The organism is Streptomyces sparsus (assembly GCF_054776295.1).
This window is the reverse complement of the sequence record NZ_BAAHCA010000002.1, coordinates 37,036-61,541: the sequence shown is the minus strand read 5'-3', so window position 1 is coordinate 61,541 and position 24,506 is coordinate 37,036. Positions and strand designations below refer to the sequence as shown.

Here is a 24,506-nt window from a genome sequence, read left to right as displayed (position 1 = left end):
GACCGTCCGGCCCGCGGGCCGTGCCACGGCGACCGGGCGCGGCGGTGACAGCTCCGGTACGGCGCCCAACGACCTGGACGCCGAGGCCCGCTGGCTGCGCCGGCTGGAGACCGCCAGGCACACCGCGGCGGTCCGCGACTTCACCGCCGAGCAGTTGCCACACGTCGACTCCCGTCAGGAGACCGCCTCCTCGTGACCCCCCACCACGCGGGCGCCCCCCGCGCCGACCGAGCCCCCACCGACACCCCGGCCTCCGCCGACACCTCGTCACCCGCCGCCCCGGCTCCCGCCGCCGCCCCGGAGGCGGGCGGGCGCTCGGAGCGCCGTGCCGCCCGGTTCGTCACCGACGCCTTCGAACCGAAGAACTGGATCATCGCGCTGACCGTCCTGGTCGGCTGGGCGGTGGACGGCCTGGCCGGCGTCGGCTGGGGGTTGTTCGGCGCGTTGTTCGCCGCCGTCATCCCCGTTCTCTTCATCACCTTCGGAATCCGCCGCGGCACCTGGGCCGATCGCCATCTCGGCGTACGGCAGCAGCGTCTTGTCGCGATGGTCTTCATCATCAGCTCCGTCCTCACCGGCACTCTCCTGATGCTGCTGCTCGGCGCCCCGCAGGCGATGGTCGCCCTCATCGCGGCGATGGTCGCCACGCTGGTCGTGCTGCTGGCGATCACCGTCACCTGGAAGGTGTCCGTGCACGCCGCGGTCTCGGCCGGCAGCGTGGTGATCCTCACGGCCGTCCACGGTCCGTGGCTGCTGGCCGCCGCGCCGCTGGTCGCCCTGGTGGGCTGGTCGCGGGTCGCCCTGAGGGACCACACCCCGGCCCAGGTCGTCACCGGTACCGCGCTCGGCGCACTGATCGCCGGCAGCGCCTTCGTGCTGCTGCGCTGACCGCTCCGGGCGGGTTCGGTGGGTCAGTGGAAGAGCTGCCCGCGGATCGCGCCGTCGGGGAACTCCTTGTTGTGCACGTTGAGGTAGAAGCCGGACGCGTTCGCCGCGATGTGCTCCAGGCCCTCCGGGTTCAGCTTGTTGACCACGCCGGAGACCGCGAAGACGTTCTTCGGGATCGGCGTGGTGAACAGCGGGAACCGCACGTCACCGTTCTTGCCGAAGCCGCCCTCGTGCACGTGCGCCGCCTGCGGGGCACCGATGTTCAGCCACGCCAGTGAGTAGTGGGCCCTGCCGTGCCGGGGATCGACGAAGCCGACACCGAAGCCGTCGGGGTCACCGGCCAGCGGCACGCCCTCGTCGGTGACCTCCTGGAAGCCGCTGGCCAGCACGCGCAGCTTGCCGGACTTGATGATCTCCAGCGGGTTGATCGACTTCTTGATCGGCCTGAGCTGGCCGCGCACCGCGCCGCCGGGGAACTTCTTGGTGTGCACGTTGACGTAGAACTCCTGCGGCGCACCGCTGATCGTCTTAGCGAGTCGGGCGTCCTCCACACTTACCTGGCCCGCGGCGGCCCGTGCCGTCCTGGGCATCGGGGTGGTGAACAGCGGCACCGCGACGTCGCCGTTCCTGCCGGACCCACCGACGTGGATGTGACCGGCGGCGGGGGGCTGGATGCCCTTCCACTTCAGTGCGAAGGTGATCCGGTCGCCCTTGATGTGGACCAGGGCGACGGCCTTGCCGTCGTCGTCACCGGTGGCCGGTCCGTGCTCGTCGGGCACCTCCTGCGCGCCGGTGAGCACCGCGGCGAAGGAGACCCCGGCGCCCTTCGCGGGAGTGGTGACCGGGACCGTGCTCCGGCCGTGGGAGGTGTGAGCGGTGGCCGGGGAGGTGCCCAGCAGGCCCAGGGAGAGTGCCACGGCCGAGAGAGCCAGGAAGCGCCTTCGCATGAGTCCGTCCTTTCGGATGCTGTCGACGGCCGGCCGCGGAGGGCGACCGGTCAACCACACCCACGGCCCCGGCCCGAGAAACACTCAGATGCTCCCGGACTTTGCTGCGTTCGCCCCAACACTGAGTAGGAGTCGCCGAGTTGCGCGTATCCCCCTTCCGACATCACCGTCACGGAGGACGAGGAAGGCCATCATGCGCGCACGTATCGCCCTGTTCGCCGCAGCACCGCTGGTACTGGCACTGACCGCCTGCGGCGGAGGCGGTTCGGACGACGGGACCGCCGTCGGCGCGAACCCGCCGCCGCCTGCCCCCGCGGGCTCGTCCGCTCCCGAGTCACCGGCCGCCCAGGACGAACCCGCCGAGGGAACCGCGCAGGAGGACATCACCCCACCCGCGGAGCAGCCCGCCGAGGAACCGGCGCCGCGTCCCGCCGCACCCGAAACGACCGTGAAGGTCGTCCAGTCCGACGTCGGCCGGATCCTCGCCGACGAGTCCGGGCGGACGCTGTACGGCTTCACCAAGGACAAGGGCGGCGCGAGCAACTGCGACGCCGACTGCATCGCGGTGTGGCCCGCCCTCATCAGCCCCTCGAAGGCGGTCGCCGGGGAGGGCGTCCAGCAGGACCTGCTGCGCCAGACCGAGCAGAGCCAGGGCGTCAGCCAGGCCACCTACGGGGAATGGCCGCTCTACTACTACGTCGGTGACGCCGTACCCGGTGACGTCAACGGCCAGGGCCTGGACGCCGAGTGGTTCGTGGTCGCCCCCGACGGCAAGCTCATCAAGTAGGCAGCGCCACGGAGGGAGCGGCTCCGGGGACAGGGGCGCACCGCGCGACGAGGCGGGCACCCTCGTGGCGCGGCCCACCCGGCGGCGGCGTGCGTGGCCTGCCCGGCGGCGTCGTGTGGAAACCCGTCCGGCCGGGCGGGGTGCCCGCGCCGTCGCCCGGCGGCTGCGGCAGGCGGCCGCCTCACCGCCCGTTCAGCAACTCCAGGATCTGCTCCCCGTACTTGGCCAGCTTGTTCTCCCCGACGCCGTTGACCTGGCCCAGTTCGGCCGAGGACGCCGGTCCGGCCGTCGCGATCTCGCGCAGCGTCGCGTCGTGGAAGATGACGTAGGCCGGTACGCCCTGCTCCTTCGCCGCCGCGGCCCGCCACGCCCGGAGCGACTCGAAGACCGGCACCAGCTCCTCGGGCAGCTCGACCGGAGGCGCCTTGCGGCCCCGCCCCGTCCCGGCGGCCTTGCCCGGCCGGGCCGTCCGCGCCGCGGGGTCACGGCGCAGCCGCACCTCACGTCCGCCGCCGAGCACCTCCCCGCCGGCCTCGGCCATCACCAGCGTGCCGTACTCGCCCTCCACCGCCAGCAGTTCCTGCGCCAGCAGCTGCCTCACCACGCTGCGCCACTCGGCCTCGGTCAGCTCCGTCCCGATACCGAAGACGCTCAACGCGTCGTGGTCGAACTGGATGACCTTGGCCGTCTTGCGACCCAGCAGGATGTCGATGATCTGGCCGGCGCCGAACTTCTGGTTGCGCTCCCGCTTCAACCTGACCACCGTGGACAGCAGCTTCTGCGCCGGCACGGTGCCGTCGAAGGACTCGGGTGGCGTCAGGCAGGTGTCGCAGTTCCCGCACGGCTCGCCCTGCTGGCCGAAGTACGCCAGCAGCCGCACCCGCCGACACTCCACCGTCTCGCACAGCGCGAGCATCGCGTCCAGGTGGGCGGCGAGCTTGCGGCGGTGCGCCTCGTCGCCCTCCGAACCGTCGATCATCTTGCGCTGCTGCACGACGTCCTGGAGCCCGTACGCCAGCCACGCCGTGGACGGCAGCCCGTCGCGCCCGGCGCGGCCCGTCTCCTGGTAGTAGCCCTCCACGGACTTCGGCAGGTCGAGGTGGGCGACGAAGCGGACGTCCGGCTTGTCGATGCCCATGCCGAAGGCGATCGTGGCCACCATCACCAGGCCGTCCTCGCGCAGGAACCGCGACTGGTGCGCGGCCCGCGTCCGGCCGTCCAGCCCCGCGTGGTACGGCAGCGCCTCGATGCCGTTGGCACTGAGGAACTGGGCGGTCTTGTCCACGGACGCCCGGGATAGGCAGTAGACGATGCCGGCGTCCCCCGCGTGCTCCGCCCGCAGCAGCGACAGCAGCTGCTTCTTCGGCTCGACCTTCGGCACGATCCGGTACTGGATGTTCGGCCGGTCGAAGCTGGCCACGAAGTGCCGGGCGTCGGTCAGCCCGAGCCGCGCGGCGATCTCGTTCCGGGTGGCGTCGGTGGCGGTCGCGGTCAGCGCGATGCGCGGCACCTTCGGCCAGCGCTCGTGCAGCTGGGACAGCGACAGGTAGTCGGGGCGGAAGTCGTGCCCCCACTGGGCGACGCAGTGCGCCTCGTCGATGGCGAACAGCGACAGCCCGCCCGACGCCTCGGCCCGGTCCAGCAACCGCAGCGTCGCCTCGACCTTCAGGCGTTCCGGCGCCAGGTAGAGGAGATCCAGCTCACCGGCCAGGAACTCCGCCTCGACCAGTCGCCGCTCGTCGAGGTCCTGTGTGGAGTTGAGGAACCCGGCCCGCACGCCCAGCGCCCGCAACGCGTCGACCTGGTCCTGCATCAGGGCGATGAGCGGCGAGATGACCACACCCACGCCCTCGCGCACCAGCGCCGGGATCTGGTAGCACAGCGACTTGCCGCCGCCCGTGGGCATCAGCACCAGCGCGTCACCGCCGGACGTCACCAGATCGATGACCTCCTGCTGCTCACCGCGGAACGCGTCGTAACCGAAGACCCGCTTGAGCACGCCCAGAGCGTCCCGGGGCAGCGGCTCGCGCCTCGCCGACGAACCAGACTCCACCCCGTCCGCTTCCCCGCCGAGCCCGCCCGCGGGCACGGCACCGGCGCCGAACGGCTCCTCCGGCTCGTAGGGGTACGGCTCGGGGAAGTCGTCCGGTTCCTGGAGCTCCCCGGGGCCGAAGAGGTCCGGCGACTCGTGGAGATCCTGCGGTTCACTGCTGGGCGCGGCCATCCGCACATGCTAGGAGCCGTAGGCGGGTTCCGACGACCACTTCCGGCCACCCGGCGACTGCCACCCGTGGGATCCCAGGCAACGCCCGTGACGCCTGTGACTCACGCGACCTGCCCCTCACCCGCCCCGAGGGCCGCCGGGCGCCGCTCGTTCCCCCGAGCCGACCCTGCACTTCCCGCGTCATGCCCACGCCACCGCCCCGCGGCGAACGCCGCCAACCGGGCGGGCGTGCGGCGGAGGACGACCGGAGGGCACGCCCTCCCGCCGACGAGCCCCGGGCAGCCCGCAGCGTGTCCGGAACCGAACGTCAATGTGACAGCACCCACATTTTGCCCTCGCAACGCACCCAGAGCGGCACCTCCGAGGTCTGCCCCTGCTCGTACAACACCTAAGGAATCGGCGGCACCATCTGCGTGACGGTGCACCTCAGCGGGCGCACTGGCCGCAGCCGGGCACGAGGTGGGGGTTGCGTCCGTGTACCTGTCACAGAACGACCCCAGGCTCACGCTGAGCCGGCACGTGCCGTGCGGGCCCGGCCACCCCGCGCCGGGGGCCGGATCACCTCACCGCTCCGGCCCCCGGCGCCCGCACTCGCGCCCGCACGCACCCCCCCGGAGCCGCTCCGGCGCCCACCCGCAGCACAGCAAGCCCGCCCCAGCCCGCGCACCTGGACTACTTCAACTCCAGCTCGACGCGGTACAGCACCCGGGCCAGTCCCTCACTGGCCAGGCGGATCAGGTCGCCGCTCTCGTGGCCGTCGGCGCCCTTGAGGGAGATGGCAGCCGTCACCGGACCGATCCGCGACTTCGTCCACACGTAGTCCTGGTCTCCGGCTGACGAGCCGTCGCGGTACCTGCCGGCCTCGAACAGGGAAGCCTCCGCGTTGCGCACGTCCTGCTCGTCGAACCGCAGCGAGGACAGGCCCGTCAGCCGCTGACCGCCGCCGAGGTCCTGGTCCGGGCACCGGGCGCTCTCCTGCACGGTGTCCTTGATCTCCCGCTCTGCGTCCCGCACGCTGCGATGCACACTGACCGTCACCGCCGCCCGGAGCAGCCCCCGGCCGTTCTCGGCGGGCAGGTCGATGTTCCGGGTCGAGGTGTGCAGCACGTGGTCGGGCAGGCCGACGCGCGACCAGACGCAGTCCCCACCCAGCACCGGCCACGTCCCGTCGCGTTCGTACGGGTCGTGCCGGACCATGCCGGCCGACCAGTCCGCCGGTTCCAGCTGTGCGTTGCCCACCAGCTGCTCCGCCCGGGCGGCCGTTTTCGGCACGCGTGCGGGGTCCGGCTTGAACTCGTACACACTCGGCGTACTACCGGGACCGTCGGACACGTCGGCGTCCGGTTCCCGCCACGCGCCGTCCCCGTAGTGGTCGGGAGCCGCCCCGGGCCCTGGGACCGACGACTCCGTCGCGGACGACGTGTCGATGTTCGGAACGTCCGACTCCGCCGACCCGTACCCGCAGCCGGTCAGCAGCGCACAGGCCAGACCGGCGGTCAGCACAACCGCGATTCCTCGCTCAGGACGCATACCCGACCCCCAACAAGCCCCGTGGTCCGCCGAGCCGGCGCACGGCAGGGAAGTGCGAGCGATTCTAGGTGCCGACTGTCAACCAGCGGTACGGATGCGGCAGAACACCACCACACCGCGGCTGCCGTTCCTGGGCCGGCGCGGGGGAGGGGAGCGCCCCCGTCGAGGCCTCGGGGCGGGAACCGACCCCGCCCCGGGGTGCAGGAACGCACCCCGGGGCGGGCGACCGCGTCAACGGACCAGCTTCAGCGGATCAGAAGTTGATGCACACGTTGCCGGTGAAGGACGAGCTGAAGTCGCCCTCCTGGTACGTCACCGAGTTGCAGTCCGCCGCCAGGACCTGCGCCGGGGTGTAGCCGTGGCCGTACGTGTCGTCGGGACCGTCGCAGGCGGCAGCGGCGCCGGCACCGGCGATCAGGCCGGCGGCGGCCAGGGCGGCAGCGGCGACCGTGGTACGGATACGCATCATGCTCTTCTCCTAGGGGGTAGGAAGTGGTGAGCTCGCAGTCCATCAGCCCTCACCCCGCCCACCCCCCGATTCCACCGTCCGAGGGCATGCCGCGCCCACCACCCCGAACGGCCGACCACTCCCGAGCGGCCGACCACGAGCGGGCCCGCACCCCGGCCGTACCCGCCCTGTCGCCGGCCGAGCCGCCCGCGTCCGGGCCGGACGCGCCGCTAGGCCACCTCGATGCCGTACTCCTGGACCAGTTGCTCCAGGCCGCCCCGGTAACCCTTGCCCCCGGTGACGAACTCCCAGTCGCCGTTCGCGCGGCGGCGGAAGGAACCCAGCACGAGCGCCGTCTCCCCGGCACGGCCGTCGGAGACCTTCAGCTCGTCGAGTGGCGACCGCTCGGAGTCCAGCAGCCGGATACCGGCGTCGGTGAACCCGGAGAGGTCGGCCGCGGGATTGGCGACCGGATCGACTGCGGCGATGATGACGAGGCGGTCCGCTCGCGCCGGCAGCGCGTCGAAGTCGACGTGGATCGCGGCCCTGTCCGGCGCGACGGGGATGAGCGCGCGGACCGTGCCGTCCGGTGTGCGGGGGTTGTTGAAGAAGACGAAGTGGTCGTCGTCCAGCACCCGGTTGCCCTGGCAGACGAGCGCACACACGTCCAGGGCGACGCTGCCCGACCAGACCATGCCCAGCACCTTGTGGTCACCCGAGTCCGTCTCACTGTCCGGCGCCGTCCGCTGGGCGGGAACCGTCGGTTCGCCGCCACCCAGCCGTCCGCGCAACCCGTGGCGGTGCAGCAGGTCGACCAGCTCGGAGCCCGCCACCAGTTCCAGCGGCTTGCCGTTGGCGAAGGTGTGCGAGCCGGGACCGAACCCCGACGTCGTGACCAGCACACCCTTGTTGGCGCCGGCGTCCTGCACGGTCCCGTACAGGTCGCGGACGGCCGTCGGGGGCACGGTGTTGCGGTAGCGCTTGACCTGCACGACGATCTTGCCACCGCGAATCGGCGTCGGGTCCAGGGCGTCGACGTCCACACCGCCGTCGTTCGAGCGCTGCGTGGTCACGGCCTGCATGCCCATGGCCCGGAACAGGTCGGCCACCAGCGACTCGAAGGCGACCGGGTCCATGCCGTAAAGATCGGGTTCCTCGTCGCCTCCGTGGGTGACGACGCCGTCGCCGACGTCCTCGGGAACCCGACCGGGCCGCACGGTCGCGTACTGGTCCGGGCGGGTCGACAACTGCCCGCGGAGCCCGTCGACCAGGCAGTTGACCGCGTTCACCTGCTGCAGGTGCAGCGCGGCGAAGGTGGAGCGCGAGGCCATGACCGTGCCGAGGAACATGTGGGCCCGTCTACCGGTCGTCGGGTCGTGGTCGTGCACGAACCCGTTGAGCGCGACCGACTCCAGCGCACCGAACTCATCGGCCGCGAAAAGGTCACGCAGGACCAGCAGCAGGCACTGAGCGAGCACGTCCCGGTACAGGGCCCGTCGTTGGGTGACCGGTCGGGGCGCCTCCTTCTCCTGGTCTGCGTTGATCATGTAGCGCACCGCCTTCGCCTCCGGGACGACGTCGTAGGCGGGCAACTCCCAGTTCAGGACCAGCTGGCGCGCGGCGGAGTCGTACGCCGCCGACACTTGCCGCGGCAGGTCGTCCGGCCACCCGGTCGAGGCGTACAGGGCAGCGGAGAAGTACTCGACCGCCGCCTCGGGATCACCGTTGCGAAGCCCCGTCGTCATGGCCGCGATGCCGGCGTTGTGCCGCCGGATCTCGCCCAGCCGGGCGTCGGCCCACTGCTGGTACTGCCGCTGGTAGGCAGCCAGCTGGCTCAGACGCTGGGACTCCGCGGCCTGCGCCGCCTGCCAGTCGCGCTCGAACCTGGACCGGGCCTCCGCCTGCGCCTGCGCCCTCCGCCCGGCGGTCCACCCGCCGCCCTGCGGCTGGTACCGGCTCGGGTCCGGCATGGTGATCGGGTACGCCAGCTGACCCGGCGAGAACTCCTCGACCTGCTCGGGCCGCGTCAGCGCCTCGGCCCTGAACGCCGGAGCCCGGCACCCTGCCGCCAACAGGCCCTGCAACGCCTCCACCCGCGCGTCGAGTTCCGCCGTACGCCGCCGAGCCTCCGCCTCACGCTGCTCGCGGTACGCCGCCCGCTGTTCACGGTGGCTCCGCGTGACCTCCCTTTGGTAGGCGCGTTGTTGACGCTCCTGATCCCGCTGGTACCTGACTTGCGCCTCACGTTGACGTTGCTGTTGGCGCTGCGCTTCAGCCCAGACACTGACCAACCCATTGGAGCGACGGCTCATGCTCTACAGGTCCTCCCCACCGGCGACTCGGCGTGCGTCCACCGAGCTCCGGCCCCTAACCAGCAGTGATGAGGTGACTCTAGTGGGCAACCAGGTACCGGCCCAGGCACTTGCCGCAAATGCCTGCTGCTCTCCCTGACCTGCACGGAGTCGGACGCGTGGTGGTGCATGTGCTGACGGCAGGTGCGCCTGGGGCCCGCTACCTGCCGCCGAGGACCGGAGTGTGCCCGGGCGGTGACGCGGCGCGCCGCTGCCGCAGCGTGTGGACGGACGCCACGACCGACATCAGCAGGAAGAACAGGGCCGTCACCGCCGAGAGCACAACCAGCACAAGCGCCCCGCCACCCCCGACGTCATCATTGCGGACGGCCTCCCGCGGAGCGTCGGGGTGGTAGCGGACGGTCATCCGGTCTCCGACAGAGCTCTTGCCACCACCACTGCCTGCGGGCAGGTCCGCGACCACGGTCCGCCCGTCGGCCTCGAACTCCACCTGGCAGTGGCCCACCATGCACGAGCCTCCGGTGTGCAACATCGCGGTCACCTGCTCGCCGTCCTGGAAGGAGCGCAGATGCTGGGCCAACGGAAGCATGACCAGTACGGACAGTGCCCCCGAAAGCAGGGCGAGCCCCAGCGTCGTCAGCACGGCCACAACCGGCCGCACACTGCCTTCGGACGCCTTCTCGAACCGCCCCTTCCTCTGTGAGGCCGGGGCAGGTATTCCGTCAGTCGACATGGGTGATCACGCCCGGTATGTCCAGAGTGGTGAGGGGAGCGCCGTCTGGTGTGTGGCACTCGACGAGTGTCACATCAACAAGGCGCTCGAACTGCGTGAAGGCATGGTGGTCGGGAGACAGGACGCAGCCGTCCAGATACAGCATGATCAACGAAGGCGGGGCGCTCCTCAGCGCCGTGAGCCACGCGTCCACGTCGTAGCGATACAGCCACAGACTCTCGAGACCCGTCATGCCGGCCAGTTCCTCAAGCCCCTGCGTCGTGCCCTTTCCGTCTCCGAGCAGATGCAGGCTGCTCAGACCGGTGAGTCTGGCGAGCGGGCTCAGACCGGTCTGCTTCTTGACCTGTCCAAGGCTGACGATCTTCAACTTGGGCATCTGTTGCAAGAGACTGATGTCCAGGTCGCCGGACAGGGGGAGGGCCAGCACGCTCAGCTCCGACAAGTCGGGGAGAACCGATGCCCCCCTCACCGGACAATTGACGAACAGCATCAGCTCTTCAAGATCCGGATGGGACCGGAGCACGGACAGGTCCGCTTCCTCTCGCAGCGAACTCACCACCAGTGCGCGCAAGGGCGGAAGTCCGGAGAGGAACCCGAGCCCCCGCACGGGGTGGGTGACTCGTACGTCTGTCAGGGAGCGCAGCCGGCTCGCCGCGTGCAACTGGCCGGAGTGGGCAAGCGTGACATCGCGTCCCGCCAACGGCAACCGGGTCAACACACTGTCGGCGTAGACATCCGCATCGAAGTAGTCCCATGCGTGGATGAGTTCCTCGACGACGCCGTCACGGTCGTCCCGTACATACCCCTTCAGCAGTTCAAGCGACTCCTCGCCCCCGATCAAAGCCACGGTCCGCACCGTCTGCGCTGCGGCCTTCTCGGTGAGCTGATCCAGCGATCGCGGCATCCAACGCAACAGGTTGGGCCCAACCGCTGCCAGCGCAGGCGGGTCCGTCTTCCGTCTTGCTGGGAGCAGTTCGGTCACGGCCTGGTCCAGGCGGTCCGCAAGCCCGTCCGAGACGGAGGGCAGCGTCTCCTGGCAGGCCGCCGCCAGCAGCCGCAGTGTGCGCGTGTGCCGGGGCTCCGCCTCGGCACGGTCGAGAATGCCACCCAACAGCTCCTCGCGCTGGCGGGTGTTGGCATGACCCGCCGTCATGATGATCGTCTCCCGCCATAGGTCGAGATGCGCCCGGCCCACCAGGTTGCCGATGCGGTCCTCCTCCGCGGCCTCCTCGGCGGCGAGGTAGTCCTGGAAGGTGCGGTGCACGAAGTCCATGCGCCCCTCGGCCGGAGACCGGAGAACCCCGGAACGGTGCCGTAGCTGGTCCAGCACCAGGTCGCCGTCCGCAATGTCCAGATGGCGCATCGCCCGCAACCTCGACGCGACGTATCCGGATGCTCTCTCCAGGTCGATCTCACTTCGGTTGTTGTCCGACAACCGCCACGCGAGATCCCTCAGTATGACGAGTTTGTCTCCGAGGCTCAGCTTGCTGTGCACCGCACTCGGCACGTTTCGATCCGCGTCCCGCTCGTGGACCAGGGTGTGCAGTGCGTTGCGATACAGCTCCATTCGATCCCGGGGCAGTTGGCGGCCCCTGTTCAGGTGCATGGCGCACAACAGGGCTGCCAGCAGCGGTGTCCCTGCGAGGGACTGCAGATGAGGGCGGTCTTTGAGACTTGCGAGCAGTGACCGCTCGTATTGCGGAATCTCCTCCGCGGCACAAGGAAGTTCGCCTCCGAGCTCACGGACGGCCTGGTGCCACTGCCGTACGAAGGCGACCAGTTCCGGTGGTGTCATCCGGTCCAGGTGGAGCGATACGAAGTCCTCGCTGCGCAGCCAGTCCGCGCCGGCTGCAACAGGGCGTGAGGTGACCACCACCCGGACACCGCTGTACTGGCGCAGGAGCTTGCGCAGCCAGTCCCGTACCGCCCGGCGGTCCCGGTCGAGTAGCTCGTCCACGCCGTCGATCAGCAGCAGCGCTCTGCCGCTGTCGAGCTGTCGCTCGACCCACCCCCTTGGCATGATTCCGGTGATGGGCCCGGCGACACCGTCGAGCATCGACTCGGGGTTGGGCAGGGTACGGCCGCTGTACTCACGCAGTTTGATCAGTACAGGGGTGAGCCCGTTCCAGTGGGCCAACTCGCCGCTGAAGGCACCCCGTGCCGCCATGACGGCCAGCCACCGCAGCAACGTCGTCTTGCCCGAGCCGGCCTCACCTCGCAGCAACACCCGGGACACACCGCCCAACGTGGATTCGGCCCCTGTGCCGGAGCTCTCGGTCTCCGCCGAGTCCCAGTAGCTCATGTCAGGCCGGAGGCGGGGCAGCGAGGGGGCAGCGCGTCGGCGCATCCCGTCATCCCCCGTGGCCCGCAGGCTGACGTACGCAACGGTCAGCCGTACGCGGGGTGCGGTCGCCTGGTCGGACGTACGACGGAACAGTTCCACTTCGTCCAGGTCCCTGCTGACCAGCTCCAGGTACGTACGGCGGAAGCCGGTGTCATGGTCCAAACCTTCTGGCGCGAAAAGCGAACGATCCGGAAGACGTTCCAGAACTCGCGCCACCTCGGCACCCAACGAAGCAGTCCGCGCCAGCAGCTCCACTGCCGCCCGCTCCTCGAAAGCCGGAAGACTGCGGACGATACGGACGTAGTACTCGACGCACTCGGCGAAGAGCATCTCGTACAGGCGGCCTTCCGCCTCGTTCAGTCCAACCGGTGCGCGCACGGACTCGGTGATGCGACGGATGAGCGTGGCAGGCTGGGCGTTCGCGGCGAGAAGGGCCTCGTCGGAGAGGTCCGCCTGCGCGAACGTGTCGGACACGGCGTCGATCACGGCCTGGCGACCGCCCTCCTCCAAGCGCTGGAACGCGTGCTTCAAGAAGGGCTCCAACCGGTCGAACACCGCGTTGGTGATCTGCTCGAACTGCTGCCTGACCTCGCGCTGGAGCCGCAGGCCGGGCACCCGTACCCGAACCAGTTCCTCCATGGGCAGCAGCCGCTCCTGCTCGCGTTGCCTGCCTCCCAGCCACAACCGACCCGCTGCGTTCACCACGGACGTACCGAGCCGTAATGCCGCTGTCTCCGCGATCACCGAACTCCTCCTCCAGGCGGCCCCAGGCATTGTGGCAGCAGGCAGACGCACGGGGGACGGTGCGTGGCAGAGCCCCGAACGGGAGCAAGGGCCAGCCCGGGAGGAAACCCCCTGAGCTGGCCCTTCGGTCGGTGCCCCCGGCAGGATTCGAACCTGCGACACCCGTTTTGCGAGTTCGTTCTACGCTGCCCCTGGCGCCGTTCTCGGGTGTCCGACGAACGCCCGGGGCTGTTGCTGTGGGAAGAGCGGCCGACCCCGGACATCTCCGCCAGGCTCGGCGCTCCGCGGCGTGTGCTGGCTCGTCGTCGCCGGTACCTGCTGGACGGCCGCCCGGTCGAGTTCGCCACCTCCTACCTGCCGCTGGACCTGGCCCGGGACACTCCGATCGCCCAGCCCAATCCGGGCCCCGGTGGCATCTACGCCCGACTCGAAGAACTCGGCCACAAGCTCGACCACTTCGACGAGGAGATCCGGGCGCGCATGCCCTCGCTGCTGGAGATCAAGACACTCCGCCTGGCCTCCGGTGTGCCCGTCATCCACCTCATCCGCACCGCGTTCGACACCAAGGGCCGCGCGGTCGAGGTCTGCGACACGGTGATGGCCGCAGACGCCTACGTCCTCGACTACCACCTTCCCGCAACCTGACCGGCCCGGGCGAATGGGAGATTGGCGGGCAAGGGCGGTGCGCTCTGCACTCGACTCCGTATACACGCAGACGCGAACCCAGATGCGTGCCCTGGGAAGCGCGCTCATGGGGCAGAGGTGCCCGCCGCCCCGGGGATGTGGTCTCCAGCGGCGTGCGTGCGGCGTGGCATCGGGCACGACGAAGGGCCAGCCTGGGAGGAAACCCCTCCTGAGCTGGCCCTTTGTTCTGTGCCCCCGGCAGGATTCGAACCTGCGACACCCGCTTTAGGAGTTCGATCCGGGCCCGCTCCAGCAGCAGCCGTCGACTGGTGTGACGGGCGGGCAGAGACGCTGGTGTACGCCTCCGTCCGACGTCGTTGATGTCAGCCGTGGATGTCAGATCAGCGGTGCTCGAGCCACCAAGTTGCACATGAGACCAAGGCGCTACGGTTGACCACTATGTCTCGCACGAGGTCGTGAGCGGCAGTGCGCTTCAACGCACACATGCGGCCTCGCTTCACTGCGATACTCGGCTGGACACGACGCCCCCGCAACGTCAGCCTCCAGCGGCAGGCAGGGCGTCATGGGGTGCGACCGCCCCGCGGTCCGGTTCATGCTTGACGGCCGGGTCGTGTTCTCTGCACTCATACGGCACCCCGGCACTTGACCCAACAACTACCCTGCCCGTGCGCTGCGCCTGAGACTTTGACCCACGTCACTGAGCCTTTTCCAATCTGCGGGTGATGCTTGGTGGTCGGGCTGACAGACAGGTGAAGCCCCTGGTAGATGGGTTTTCGACCAAGAAATCCGTCTCCACCAGAGGCTTCGTGTGCTTGTCTACCCGTCGGGCGTCGACGTGTCCAGTTCCGCCCTGCGCTTCCTGTCCACCAAGCTCCGTCAGCGCCGCCGAGAGGTCGGTACCCGCTGGCGGCGGCTGAGTGTCGGCCGGCAGGCCCTGCTCGCTCTCGCCCATCTCCGCAACGGCCAGCCGTATGCCCAGCTCGCGGCCGGGTTCGGCATCGGAACCACGACCGCGTACCGGTACATCACCGAGGCCGTCGAGGTCTTGGCCGCTCTCGCGCCGACCCTTGCAGAGGCGGTCCGGACGGCATCGCTGAAGGCGTTCGTGCTGCTGGACGGGACCCTGCTGCCCATCGACCGGACCGCTGCGGACCAGCCCCACTACTCGGGGAAACACAGGAGGCACGGCATGAACGTGCAGGTTCTCGCCGACCCTTTCGGCCGGCTGCTGTGGGCCTCACCGGCCCTGCCCGGCGCCGTCCACGACGTCCGCGCGGCTCGCGAACACGGCATCGTCGACGCCCTCGCCCAGGCCGGCATCACGTGCTGGGCCGACAAGGGGTACCGGGGTGCCGGCGGCACGGTCCGCACCCCGTACTGGGGCCGGTGGGAAACCCTCTCCACCGGTCAACAGGCAGCCAACCGGCCCCACGCGAAGATCCGCGCCCTCGCCGAGCAGGCCATGGCCATCCTCAAAGCCTGGCGGCTCCTCCGCAAGCTCCGCTGCTCGACCACCCGGATCACCGACCTGGTCCACGCCGTCCTCACCCTGCATCTGGCCAGCTCAGACCGATGATGGAAAAGGCTCACTGAGACGTGCTGTCGCCATCCAGAACAGCCCTGGCAGCGGCGAGGAACTCCTCTTGGGCGTCCAAAAACTGCGCATCGGCCCCCTGCCGCTCTTCGCAAACCAAGTCCGGGTGCCTCAAACTGGCGAAGAGGTAGGTCAACCCCTGCTTGCGAAGAGACTCGGGTATCCGCGAGAGCTTCGCATAAGCGACGTCTTGCAGGTCGCGGATCTGTGAAGGCGATGAGCGCACGTGTAGCTCTGCTTCTAGAGCCGCCGGGCCATCCTGGTACACATAGATGTGTGCCCTAACTACGTCCGTGGCTTCGACAAACTCGCTCAGCGGGTCGTCTACGGCGAGGCCAGCGCGCGCAGTCCGGATGCTGTGTCCGGCCTCCTCTGCCTCTGCTCTTAGTCCATGCACGTCGATGAACCGCTGGCAGCGATGAACGAGAGCCTCTGCCTTGATGGCGGGCTGCTCCGGCCCTTCCAGGGCGACGACAAGAGCTGCCTCCTGTATCGCAATCCGTGCTTCGGCAAGAGCGGCGCCCTGCGTCGCAAACATCCCGCGAGACACGCGGTCTTCGACGGAGCCCTCAGTCAGCAGTCGTCCGGCGGTTCTCGCCTGGTGGGCGGCCAAGAGCAGCGCTGTATAGGCGTCTCGCCGTAGCCCGCGCCGCCACTGGGAGTGTGCGTTTACGGCTTCGGCCCGCACAGCATCGAGAGCAGCGCGGTAACTGGCCTCTGCCTGGGCGAATCCAGCGCGACTTGACTCTTCAGCGGCGCGTATGGCTGCCTTCATCTGCCAACGGCCTACAACGAGCGCAGTTGGGATCCCAACGGCAGCAACGACAGCGGCGGCTATGGCCCCAACTCCCTGAAAATCCATCCCCTGATCTTCGCGCACGCGGTGGGTTGGGTGTGCAGGGCTGCGGCGTAGTCACCGGGCATCCCGTTCCTCATCGTCTGTCAGGGCTGATCACGCACGCACGCGCTTCGCTGTACTCCCGCCGGCCTCAGCCACGCTGCCAATGCTGTTGACCAGAGCAAGTCGCACCGGCTGGCCCGTGACGACGGTGCCTGAGCTCTCAGCTTGGGAAGCTGCGGAACGTTGGAACCAGCCGGGGGCGCTGAACTGGGCGAACGGTGTCCCTGCCGCTTCTTCAGGCTGGTCCCTCCTCGCCGTGGTTCCCCGCTGTTCCCCGCTCGATCTGGTGCGCTTATGGTGCGTGCCGAACCCTCAACGTCTTGCGCCCTCGCCTTTACCACACGTGGTGCAGGTTGCACGGCAAAATGGCAGATTCCCCTTATGGATCATGCGAGCGCTCGCTGAGGCAGGTGTCGACGCGCTAAGAAGTGCTACGGACTTGAATAGTTGTTCAAGAGAGGCTGACCCGTGAGCACGCAAGAAAAAATCAATGAGCTGCGCCTACAGAAGCTGAAGTTGCTCGATGATCATTACAAGGAGGTGCAGCGCCTTCGAGTGGCGGTCGATCTGAAGGTGCGGGAAGTTAACCGCAAGATCGCCGAGCTGGGCAACAGTGACGTTAACCTGCCCTGTCTTGTCCGGAAGACGCCGGGCCCTGATCTCACCGTGTATCACTCAGCTGACAAGCCGTGCGGACGAGTTCGGGACCGGCGCAACTTTGCAGACATGCCCGAGAACAAGGCCAAGGACGCGTCACCATACGTCTGGTTGGAACGGTGCACGGCTTGCGATTGGCGGCGAGCGGCACGACTGCACGGTGATCGTCTTGTGAGCAGCTGAACCACAAGATTGGTGGAGGCGCAATGGGCGAGTCTCACCCTGAGCGATCTTGAAAACTGTCGTGGCAGCGATGTCGCCATGGGTTCGAATCTCACCACCTCCGCGCGATGAGCAGTGAGAATGGCCCCTGACCTGGGTAGTTGGTCGGGGGTCGTTCTCATGCTCGGGCTCTGTGGCTGCCCGGCGTTCCCCGTGGTTTCCCACTCGATCGGGCACGGGCGGGGCATACGCGCACGGTTATCGAGGGATCGGAATCTCGTAGACGATCTCGCAGAGCGCGGCGGGCACGACGATGTCGGCGGTCTCCACAGGTCGCCCCTGATCGCTGTAGTACGTCCGCCGGATGTGCGTGACGAGCGCACCCTTCTGGACGCCCAGGAGTGAGGCCTCCTCGGCGGTCGCCTGCCGTGGCTCGGGCTGCTCCACGGCGTGGCTGACGGTGATGCCGATCTCCGCCATGCGGTTCACGACCCCTGCCCCGGCGTGCGGCCCTCCCTCGGGGAGGACGACGAGCGTGCCGGCGGTGAGGTCGTACGGCTCCCAGCTCGTCGACAGCTGCACCGGCCTACCATCGGCAAGGAACTCGTACGCCGTCCGAACGCACAGCTCACCCTCGGCGATACCGAGGCGCGTGGCGATCTCCGCCGGTGTCGGAACCTTGGCCTCGGTCCGGCTCTCCCAGTCGCCCTGCCTGCCCACGGCCTTCATGTCCGCCCGGAACGGTGAGCCGCTGAGCTGCTCACGCGCCGACGACCGGACCACCCGTACGCGCTGCCGTGGCTCGGCGACGTAGGTGCCGGAACCGGCGCGACCGTCCAGCACACCTCGGGAGATCAGCAGTTCCTGCGCCCGGCGCACCACGTTGTCGCCGACGCCGTACTCCTGGCCGATCTGGGCGCGGGAGGGAAGCCGGTCCCCCGGCTCCCACTCGTGCTCCGCGATCCGCCGCCGAAGCTCGTCGGCGATGCGGAGATAGGGCGGTTGCTCAGGCATATGGAAAATCTAGTCCACTAGCTCTAAGCTAGTTAACTAGCTTCACTCAAAGTGATCGCCGCTACCCGGAGGGCTGCCCTGTGCCTGCTTCCAAGGTGTGCGCGGAGGCCATCGCAGCCCGGTTATCGGCCGTTGGGTTCGCCACGCGCGTGGAGGAGCGCGACGACTGCACGGCCATTGAGGCGGAGGTGCCGGAGCCACTCTCCGCCGAGTCATGGCGGGAGGTCCTGGAAGCGGTAGCCGATGCCGACCGCTTCGGCCTCCTCGCCACCAGTTCGAACGATCGCACCCTCTGGGCGGTCGTACACAAACGGTCCCCGCGACGGGCGATGTCGGGGGACCGGGTCATCAGTGATAGGGGCTGAACACCGTGCTCAATCGTATCCGCCGTACCGTCTCGTGCCTCAGGGAGCGGTACCTCCACAAGGGCCGGCACCGCAGCTCCGAAACGCCTGTGCGGTCGGTGGCCGTCTCCCCGGAAGTCGTTTACGGCGCGGTGCTGTTCCTGCGTCGGCACCGCGAGCACACGGGCGTTCTCGTGGGGGAGGAGACGGCGCTCGGCCGCCCGTACGTACTGGCCAGTGAGGCGCGAGCACGGCACCGCTCGGCGGCCGTGAGCCGCGCTCCCCTCGCCGGTCCTTGGTACGCCTCGGCGGGTGACCGCTGATGCCGTCCCGCCAACAGCCCCACACCACCCAACCGGGGCCCGAGTCCTACCGGTCGACCTCCTGCCGCATCGGCACACACCACGCCTGCGCGGAGTCGTCCCCGCTCACCGCACCGGTCGACGTGCCGGTGATCTATGAAACCTGCGACTGCTCGTGCCACACCGTCGCCAAGCGCCCAGTACAGACAGGGGCGGCACGGTGAGGGGGGCAGCACTCAGCGGCGCGGTGCTCTCCCCCGTCGAGATCACCTCGGCCAGCGTGCAGCTCGGCGACGTCATCCAGGTCGGGGGCCAGCAGTGCCGGGTGACCGACCTCTTCCAACTGCCCGGCGGAGCCAAGCGACTCGTATTCGACTCGGGCGAGCTGCTGACTATCCACACGGGGACCCGGCTCATCGCCCTGCGGCTCGTGCGAGTGAGAGGCGGTGATCCCACCCGTGCCCTCACGACGCGACGCCATCGCCGATGACCTCCGGGACCGGATCGTCACCGGTCGGCTCAAGCCCGGCGGACGCTTGCCTTCTGAGGCGCATCTGGCCGCGCAATACATGGTCAGTACACCGACGCTGCGGAATGCCCTCGCCGTACTCCAGGCGGAAGGCCTCATCGAGAAGACCCACGGCAAGGGGAACTTCGTCCGCCGTCCGCTCCACAGGATCACGTACGTCGGCGGGAGGCGGACCCCGGACGCGCACAGCACGGATCTAGCACCCCTGAACGTCACCGTCCACACCACCAGGGTGCGGGCCCGCGGGTATCTCGCGACCCTACTGAAGATGCCGACCGGCAGTCCTTTGATCGAGATCCTCTGTCTCGGCCATGAGGACGAGAAACCTCACAGCCTGGCTCGCATCTACGTCCCCTGCGACCTGGCGCCGGCCGCCGTGCTCCGCGAGCCACTCCCGTACGAGGCGGTGGTGACGCGACTGAGGGAACTCCGCCCGCCGCCGGCTGAGGTCCGGGAGGAGATCAGCGTTCGCCTCCCGACACCGGAGGAGGCGTCCACCCTCCGGATCAGCTCTGCCCTGGCAGTCCTCGTCGTCATACGCCAGACGGCCGACACCTCTGGACGCGTGGTCGAGGCGGCCCTCCTGGTGCTGCCGGGGGATCGGGCCGACGCGGTGTTCACCACTCACTACGTGATCGATGAGAGGCCGACGAAAACATGACGACGTCAAACGAACTGCGGCTCCTCCCCTGGACGGGGCCCGACGGCAAGCCGTGCTTTCTCAGCACCGATGACAGCGGCGGCCACATGTCCCGCCTGGCCGACAACATCGAGTCAGTACAACTCGGCACGGCAACCCAACTACTGGACCAGGCGATCGACATGCTCGCCACCGACACGGCCCCGGACGACATGCAGCTTCTGGCGAAGAACCTGACCGGAGCTTTGAGGGACACGCTCCGCGTGGCGACCAGCCGAGGCCACCGCTTGGACAGCCGGTCTACCGATCATCGGTGCCGCTGACCAGCGTGACAGAAGAGGTCCACGGCTCTGACTAGTTCAAATGCCGTGGGCTTCTGTCGTTGTTGGTTGGCGTCGGGTGACCTCGGACGGCCCAGCGACGGCCCGGGCGGCCTCGACCGCCAGGCGCTTAGAAGATGCGGGCGAGCCTTGATGAGTCCACCTGATCGGTATACGCCAGCGCCGTGCTGGGCCGTTGAGTGCCGCTGCCGTGCGCCGTCGTTGCCGTCAGTACCGCCGTCACTGACATCGTACGCAGTGCCCTGCTAACCACTGCGGTGATGCCTGAATACGGCGGTCACCCTTGGCGGCGCCGAGCAGCCGCTGAAGTCCGCTGTTGTTGCCATCAGTCGCGCGGCTGTCAGCCGTCTACTGGAACTGAGGTAGGGACGGAGCGAGAGGCACAGGCTTCAACGGGGCAGTGAGCACGACACCCGAATGGAGCAGCACAGGAACCGAGATCGCCGCGAGGCTCATCTCCTGCCGTGCGAGTGGCAGCTGCATGCGGCGTGGGTAGCTGCGTCCGATGAAGCTGGCTGAGTTGGTGTTGTAGACAACAAGTCTCCTAGCGGTGACGCTAGGTGGTCAGCTGGTGTGGGTTCAGGGGAGGGAACCATGGGGCGAGTAGAAGAACTGCGGGAACGGACTGTCTGGAAGAGTGATCCACACACTCAGGTCAAGCACCTGGTATACCGACACTATCTGCAGTGCTGGATGGGTAAAATCCTCCAGACGTTTCGCGAGGCCACCATCGTGGACGGATTCGCTGGCCCGGGTGTCTACACCGACGGTCCGCCCGGCTCCTCCATCGTGGTCGCCAAGACCTTCCTGGAGCACACCGCGCAGCGACGCTTTGGTCGACTCAACCTCATCTGTCTCGAAGAGCGACCCGACCGGGTGGAAGAACTCCAACGCCAGTTCGCTAAGTTGCCTCATTCACCGCAGTTGAACATCAGCATCCAGCCGCCGGGCACCTTCGCTGAGCAGCAGTCCCGGTTGTCCACGCTTGCTCACCGCGGTCGTGCCGATACCCCCGTGCTGTGGCTGATTGACCCGTTTGACCTGAAGAGTGCGCCGTTCTCGCTGATCAGCCAGTGCCTCACTGGCCCCCGTGACGAGGTGCTGTTCACCCTCTTCACTAACGAGCTGCACCGCTTCTGCCAGCGTGAGGGCTTCGACAAAACGATGACCGCCTACTTCGGTGGCGACCACTGGCAGGTGGCGACGCCCGAGCGTCGTGCGGGCGCCCGCAAGGAGGCGTTCGCCACGGCCTACCAACAAGGCCTCAGACGTCAAGGCTTGTTCACCGGCAGCTTCGGTATCAAAATCAGTAATCAAAGCGCGCGCTACCACCTGATCCTGGCCACCCACAGCGAGGCCGGCCTGAAGTGCTGGGCGCCCGTTACTTGGAAGCTGGACAGCTACAGCGGACAGGGTGCGTCCGCCGACACGGCAGACGCGCCCTCGCTGTTTGACGAGACCTCGATCGTGGACCGGCTGGACGTCGCCCTGCACGGCCACGCTGGCACCGAGCAGCGGTGGGAGACCCTATCCAGTCAGGCGGCCCGGTTGAATCACATGGACAAACACCTGCGCCAGGTCCTGGACAACCTGGCCGCCCAGGGCCTGGCAATCCGTGTCGACCCGGTCAAAGCGCGCACGGCCTGGCCGGAAGGCTGCACCGTGCGGTTCTACGCTCCTGAGGATGTCGCCGACGAAGCCTCCTAGCCTGCAGGCAGCAGAGGGTGGTCTGGCAAGTCATCCCAGGTGCGGCCGTCTAGTTCACGGCCGCCGGCCTTCGGCGTGCGACCGCCCCACTGCTTGAAAAAGAACGACACCTGAGATTCCTGGCAGATGTCGCGGATCTGCATCACCCACCTAGCGTCCAGCGGTCGGTGCCCGGGTCCCGACTCGCCGCCAGCGATGACCCAGTCGATTCCCGTCAACTCCAGCCCATCCAGCGGCCCCAACAAGGGCTCGCATGAGAGGAACTTCACCGCCGCGGGCACCTGCCGTAGGTCGTCGACACGCGGCAGCTCCTTCGCGCTCTCAACGGATACGCCCATCCAGAGATTCGTCGGCCACTCCAGGCGATCAGCAACCTGTCTCAGGCGCCGAGCCCGCTTGGTGAGCACCTGGTAGGTGTGCTGCGGCGTGTCGGCGATCACCTCGAATACGCGACGCACGTAATCGAGAGGTACCCGTGCATGGAACAAGTCGCTCATGGAGTTCACGAACACGGTCCGCGGACTCTTCCACCCGTACGGCACGCGCAGAGCATCCGGGTGCAACGTCAACCCGAACCCAGGACCGGAGGTGCGCGGGTCCCCATCAGCCTGATACTTCGGCGACCCCATCGCCTTCAGCCGCTTCGCCAGCGTCAGCGCATAGCAGTTGTCGCATCCGCTGGAGACACGGTCACACCCTGTGGTCGGGTTCCACGTCGCCTCGGTCCACTCGATCGCACTGCGGTCACTCACCGGCCGGCCCTCCATCCCCTCGAACCGAGCCCACCCACCGACGGCACAGCCACGGCCCGCTAACTGTCTAACGACCCATCACACCACCGGACACCGGCATCCAACCATCCGGCGCCCAGACTGTATGCCCTGAGACCAAGTATCGAACACGCGTTCACGCCTTTGTGGTACGCGCCACTCAAGGGTGTCGCCCCACTGCTGCCCTGGCAGCGCCTCGGCGCTCTCCTGAATGCACTCAATTCAGTCACAACTGATCAACGGCGGCTGTGACCTGCGGCCGCCTTATCGATCAACGGCCTGACCTGCTGCTGAGCTGTCGGTAGCTGTCGACGTTGGTCATCGTTGAGCGCCCTTCCACGGCCCCTGGGCGGCCCGGAAGGGCGCTTGCTTGTGTGCCAGCGTTGGGCCTGCCCCCGGCCTCGCGAAAGGGCCAGCAAGGACGGTAAGAGCTTCGTCGACTCCGTTAGCGCGATGGGCTGATGCTGTCTCAGCGCGACGAGTATGATGTTTGCGGCGGCTGGGTGGTGCCGTCTTTGCGCTCTAAATTCCTTGGAGGGAAAGTGAGCAAGGAAATCTTGCGGGCTACTGACGTATTCGGCATCACTCGCGATCTCCCGCTGAACTATGTCACACGGCCTGCCGTAGATGATGAGCTGGTCGCTGCATTGTCCCGCGATCAGCACTTGGTCATCTACGGAAGCTCGAAGCAGGGAAAGACCTCCGTCCGCAAGTACCACCTTCGCGACGATGAATACATCGTCGCCACTTGCTCGAATAGGTGGAATCTCGGGCAGCTAAACTCGACCATCCTCAAGCAGGCCGGTTACACGGTCGTGCAAACGGAAACGCGAGCGGCGAGCGGGCATTATAAGATCCAAGCGAGCGCGAAGCTTTCCGCGAAGCTGTTCGGCAAGGGGATCGAAGGTCAGGTCGGCGGCGAAGGTGGTCGGCAAACTACAAACGAAGTAACGACTGCTCCTCTAGAGCTGGATCCCTTCGATGTCAACGACGTGATTTGGGCATTGAAGGAAATCGGCTTCGACAAATGGATTGTCCTTGAGGACTTTCACTACCTCCCTGAGGAAACGCAAAAAGACTTTGCGGTCGCCCTCAAGGCCTTCCATGAGAGTTCCAGCTTCACCTTCATTGTCGTTGGTGTTTGGTTGCAGGAAAATCGTTTGGTGCAGTTCAATGGTGACCTCAGTGGGCGAATAACCACAATCAATGCGGACAAGTGGCTGCGTCCGGAACTGGAAGAGGCCATAGACCTCGGAGAGGAGAAGCTCGGCATAAAGTTCGACGCTGCTTTCCGGAATACCTTGCTGAGTAGTTGCTACGACAGTATTTATGTCGTTCAGGAGTCTTGTCTGCAGGCTTGCACTAAGAGTGGCGTCCATGAGACACAAAGTCCGACTCGCTCAGTAGCCGTGGGTGCGTCCGCGAACAGCATTATCAAAGAAGTAGTGGACAAGCAGTCGGCGCGGTTCAGTGACTTCCTGACCAACTTTGCAGCCGGTTTTGGTCAAACCGATTTGGAGATGTACCGTTGGCTTCTGGTCCCTTTGATTGGGGCCTCGACTGAGATGTTGGAAAGCGGGCTCCCGTATCGGAATATTCGTCGCATACTTTCGCGTGTGCATCCGCGAGGCTCGTCGCTGAATGCGGGAAATGTTACTCAGGCCCTGAAAGGGGTGGCGAGTCTCCAGGTGCAGCAGGGCGTGAAACCCCTCGTGCTTGACTACGACCAGTCACTCAAACGTCTGAACATCGTAGACCGAAGCTTCCTTATCTGGCTGGTTCAGCAAGATAGGGAAGATCTCGTGGACATGATTGATGTGCCGGCGGACGTACTTCAGTCCCTGGATTCAGAGGAAGAAGAGGAATAGGTAGCCCGAGCCTTCGAGGGAAGGTATCAAAGTGTGCGCTCGGTGAGTCATCCGGATATAGTGCGGGGTAGCTGA

21 protein-coding genes and 2 pseudogenes are annotated in these 24,506 nt (G+C 67.6%); 13 read left to right on the top strand and 10 right to left on the bottom strand.

All coding sequences use genetic code 11. From position 1 onward, the window contains the following. Both ACYVE9_RS00590 and ACYVE9_RS00585 read left to right on the top strand, forming a co-directional pair. Window positions 1-196 (top strand): hypothetical protein (locus ACYVE9_RS00590; protein WP_461025669.1); only part of this gene is annotated, 196 nt, incomplete at its 5' end. Further along, window positions 193-888 carry a hypothetical protein gene (locus tag ACYVE9_RS00585; RefSeq protein ID WP_461025668.1) on the top strand — a complete coding sequence of 232 codons (696 nt, stop codon included), beginning with the start codon at window positions 193-195 and terminating at the stop codon, window positions 886-888. The genes ACYVE9_RS00590 and ACYVE9_RS00585, both read left to right, overlap by 4 nt. A 23-nt stretch (window positions 889-911) precedes the next feature. Here the strand turns inward: ACYVE9_RS00585 and ACYVE9_RS00580 are convergent, their stop codons facing one another. Then, window positions 912-1,835, bottom strand: coding sequence for a CHRD domain-containing protein (locus ACYVE9_RS00580; protein WP_461025667.1), 924 nt, complete (start codon window positions 1,833-1,835; stop codon window positions 912-914). A gap of 193 nt (window positions 1,836-2,028) precedes the next feature. Here ACYVE9_RS00580 and ACYVE9_RS00575 point away from each other — a divergent pair, with 193 nt between their 5' ends. After that, complete coding sequence (locus ACYVE9_RS00575) at window positions 2,029-2,622, top strand: COG4315 family predicted lipoprotein (RefSeq protein WP_461025666.1); 594 nt, start codon at window positions 2,029-2,031, stop codon at window positions 2,620-2,622. 181 nt (window positions 2,623-2,803) lie between these two features. Here ACYVE9_RS00575 and recQ read toward each other — a convergent pair whose 3' ends face one another. From recQ to ACYVE9_RS00545, 6 genes are all read right to left on the bottom strand, one after another. Beyond that, the gene (gene recQ, locus ACYVE9_RS00570) at window positions 2,804-4,846 is read right to left on the bottom strand and encodes a DNA helicase RecQ (RefSeq protein ID WP_461025665.1); all 2,043 of its coding nucleotides are present in this window, start codon (window positions 4,844-4,846) and stop codon (window positions 2,804-2,806) included. Between the two features lie 672 nt (window positions 4,847-5,518). Next, window positions 5,519-6,376, bottom strand: a complete 858-nt coding sequence (locus ACYVE9_RS00565) for a hypothetical protein (protein WP_461025664.1) — start codon at window positions 6,374-6,376, stop codon at window positions 5,519-5,521. Between the two features lie 253 nt (window positions 6,377-6,629). Then, window positions 6,630-6,845: a hypothetical protein gene (locus ACYVE9_RS00560; RefSeq protein ID WP_461025663.1), complete on the bottom strand. Its 216-nt coding sequence runs from the start codon at window positions 6,843-6,845 to the stop codon at window positions 6,630-6,632. Window positions 6,846-7,054: 209 nt separating this feature from the next. After that, a complete protein-coding gene (locus ACYVE9_RS00555; protein ID WP_461025662.1) occupies window positions 7,055-9,136 on the bottom strand; it encodes a restriction endonuclease in 2,082 nt (693 codons plus the stop codon). Window positions 9,137-9,335: 199 nt separating this feature from the next. Continuing rightward, on the bottom strand, window positions 9,336-9,779 hold the full coding sequence (locus ACYVE9_RS00550) for a DUF3592 domain-containing protein (RefSeq protein ID WP_461025661.1): 444 nt from the start codon (window positions 9,777-9,779) through the stop codon (window positions 9,336-9,338). A gap of 79 nt (window positions 9,780-9,858) precedes the next feature. Continuing rightward, window positions 9,859-12,987 (bottom strand): NACHT domain-containing protein, encoded by a 3,129-nt coding sequence (locus tag ACYVE9_RS00545; protein ID WP_461025670.1) that lies wholly within the window; start codon window positions 12,985-12,987, stop codon window positions 9,859-9,861. A 210-nt stretch (window positions 12,988-13,197) separates the two neighbouring features. On the opposite strand from ACYVE9_RS00545, the pseudogene ACYVE9_RS00540 reads away from it, so the two are divergent. After that, a pseudogene (locus ACYVE9_RS00540) lies at window positions 13,198-13,602 on the top strand (UTRA domain-containing protein); the annotation flags it as partial. Between the two features lie 808 nt (window positions 13,603-14,410). Continuing rightward, window positions 14,411-15,178 carry an IS5 family transposase gene (locus tag ACYVE9_RS00535; RefSeq protein ID WP_461025660.1) on the top strand — a complete coding sequence of 256 codons (768 nt, stop codon included), beginning with the start codon at window positions 14,411-14,413 and terminating at the stop codon, window positions 15,176-15,178. 10 nt (window positions 15,179-15,188) lie between these two features. Here the strand turns inward: ACYVE9_RS00535 and ACYVE9_RS00530 are convergent, their stop codons facing one another. Then, window positions 15,189-16,076 (bottom strand): hypothetical protein, encoded by an 888-nt coding sequence (locus ACYVE9_RS00530; protein WP_461025659.1) that lies wholly within the window; start codon window positions 16,074-16,076, stop codon window positions 15,189-15,191. 489 nt (window positions 16,077-16,565) lie between these two features. Between ACYVE9_RS00530 and ACYVE9_RS00525 the strand changes: the two genes are divergently transcribed. Continuing rightward, a complete protein-coding gene (locus tag ACYVE9_RS00525; protein WP_461025658.1) occupies window positions 16,566-16,937 on the top strand; it encodes a hypothetical protein in 372 nt (123 codons plus the stop codon). Between the two features lie 237 nt (window positions 16,938-17,174). On the opposite strand, the gene ACYVE9_RS00520 is transcribed toward ACYVE9_RS00525, so the two are convergent. Beyond that, a complete protein-coding gene (locus ACYVE9_RS00520; RefSeq protein ID WP_461025657.1) occupies window positions 17,175-17,930 on the bottom strand; it encodes a GntR family transcriptional regulator in 756 nt (251 codons plus the stop codon). Between the two features lie 80 nt (window positions 17,931-18,010). On the opposite strand from ACYVE9_RS00520, the pseudogene ACYVE9_RS00515 reads away from it, so the two are divergent. From ACYVE9_RS00515 to tcmP, 6 genes and pseudogenes are all read left to right on the top strand, one after another. Then, a pseudogene (locus ACYVE9_RS00515) lies at window positions 18,011-18,285 on the top strand (hypothetical protein). Window positions 18,286-18,300: 15 nt separating this feature from the next. Further along, window positions 18,301-18,597, top strand: a complete 297-nt coding sequence (locus ACYVE9_RS00510; RefSeq protein ID WP_461025656.1) for a hypothetical protein — start codon at window positions 18,301-18,303, stop codon at window positions 18,595-18,597. A gap of 199 nt (window positions 18,598-18,796) precedes the next feature. Next, window positions 18,797-19,066, top strand: a complete 270-nt coding sequence (locus ACYVE9_RS00505) for a hypothetical protein (RefSeq protein WP_308048163.1) — start codon at window positions 18,797-18,799, stop codon at window positions 19,064-19,066. Continuing rightward, a complete protein-coding gene (locus tag ACYVE9_RS00500; protein ID WP_461025655.1) occupies window positions 19,035-19,766 on the top strand; it encodes a GntR family transcriptional regulator in 732 nt (243 codons plus the stop codon). The genes ACYVE9_RS00505 and ACYVE9_RS00500 overlap by 32 nt, the downstream gene beginning before the upstream one ends. Continuing rightward, window positions 19,763-20,068, top strand: a complete 306-nt coding sequence (locus tag ACYVE9_RS00495; RefSeq protein ID WP_461025654.1) for a hypothetical protein — start codon at window positions 19,763-19,765, stop codon at window positions 20,066-20,068. Before ACYVE9_RS00500 ends, ACYVE9_RS00495 begins: the two co-directional genes overlap by 4 nt. 612 nt (window positions 20,069-20,680) lie before the next feature. Then, a complete protein-coding gene (gene tcmP, locus ACYVE9_RS00490; protein ID WP_461025653.1) occupies window positions 20,681-21,793 on the top strand; it encodes a three-Cys-motif partner protein TcmP in 1,113 nt (370 codons plus the stop codon). On the opposite strand, the gene ACYVE9_RS00485 is transcribed toward tcmP, so the two are convergent. Beyond that, window positions 21,790-22,545: a DUF5131 family protein gene (locus tag ACYVE9_RS00485; protein ID WP_461025652.1), complete on the bottom strand. Its 756-nt coding sequence runs from the start codon at window positions 22,543-22,545 to the stop codon at window positions 21,790-21,792. The two genes, tcmP and ACYVE9_RS00485, sit on opposite strands and share 4 nt — an antisense overlap. Window positions 22,546-23,024: 479 nt before the next feature. On the opposite strand from ACYVE9_RS00485, the gene ACYVE9_RS00480 reads away from it, so the two are divergent. After that, the gene (locus ACYVE9_RS00480; RefSeq protein ID WP_461025651.1) at window positions 23,025-24,431 is read left to right on the top strand and encodes a hypothetical protein; all 1,407 of its coding nucleotides are present in this window, start codon (window positions 23,025-23,027) and stop codon (window positions 24,429-24,431) included. The last annotated feature ends 75 nt before the right edge of the window (window positions 24,432-24,506 follow it).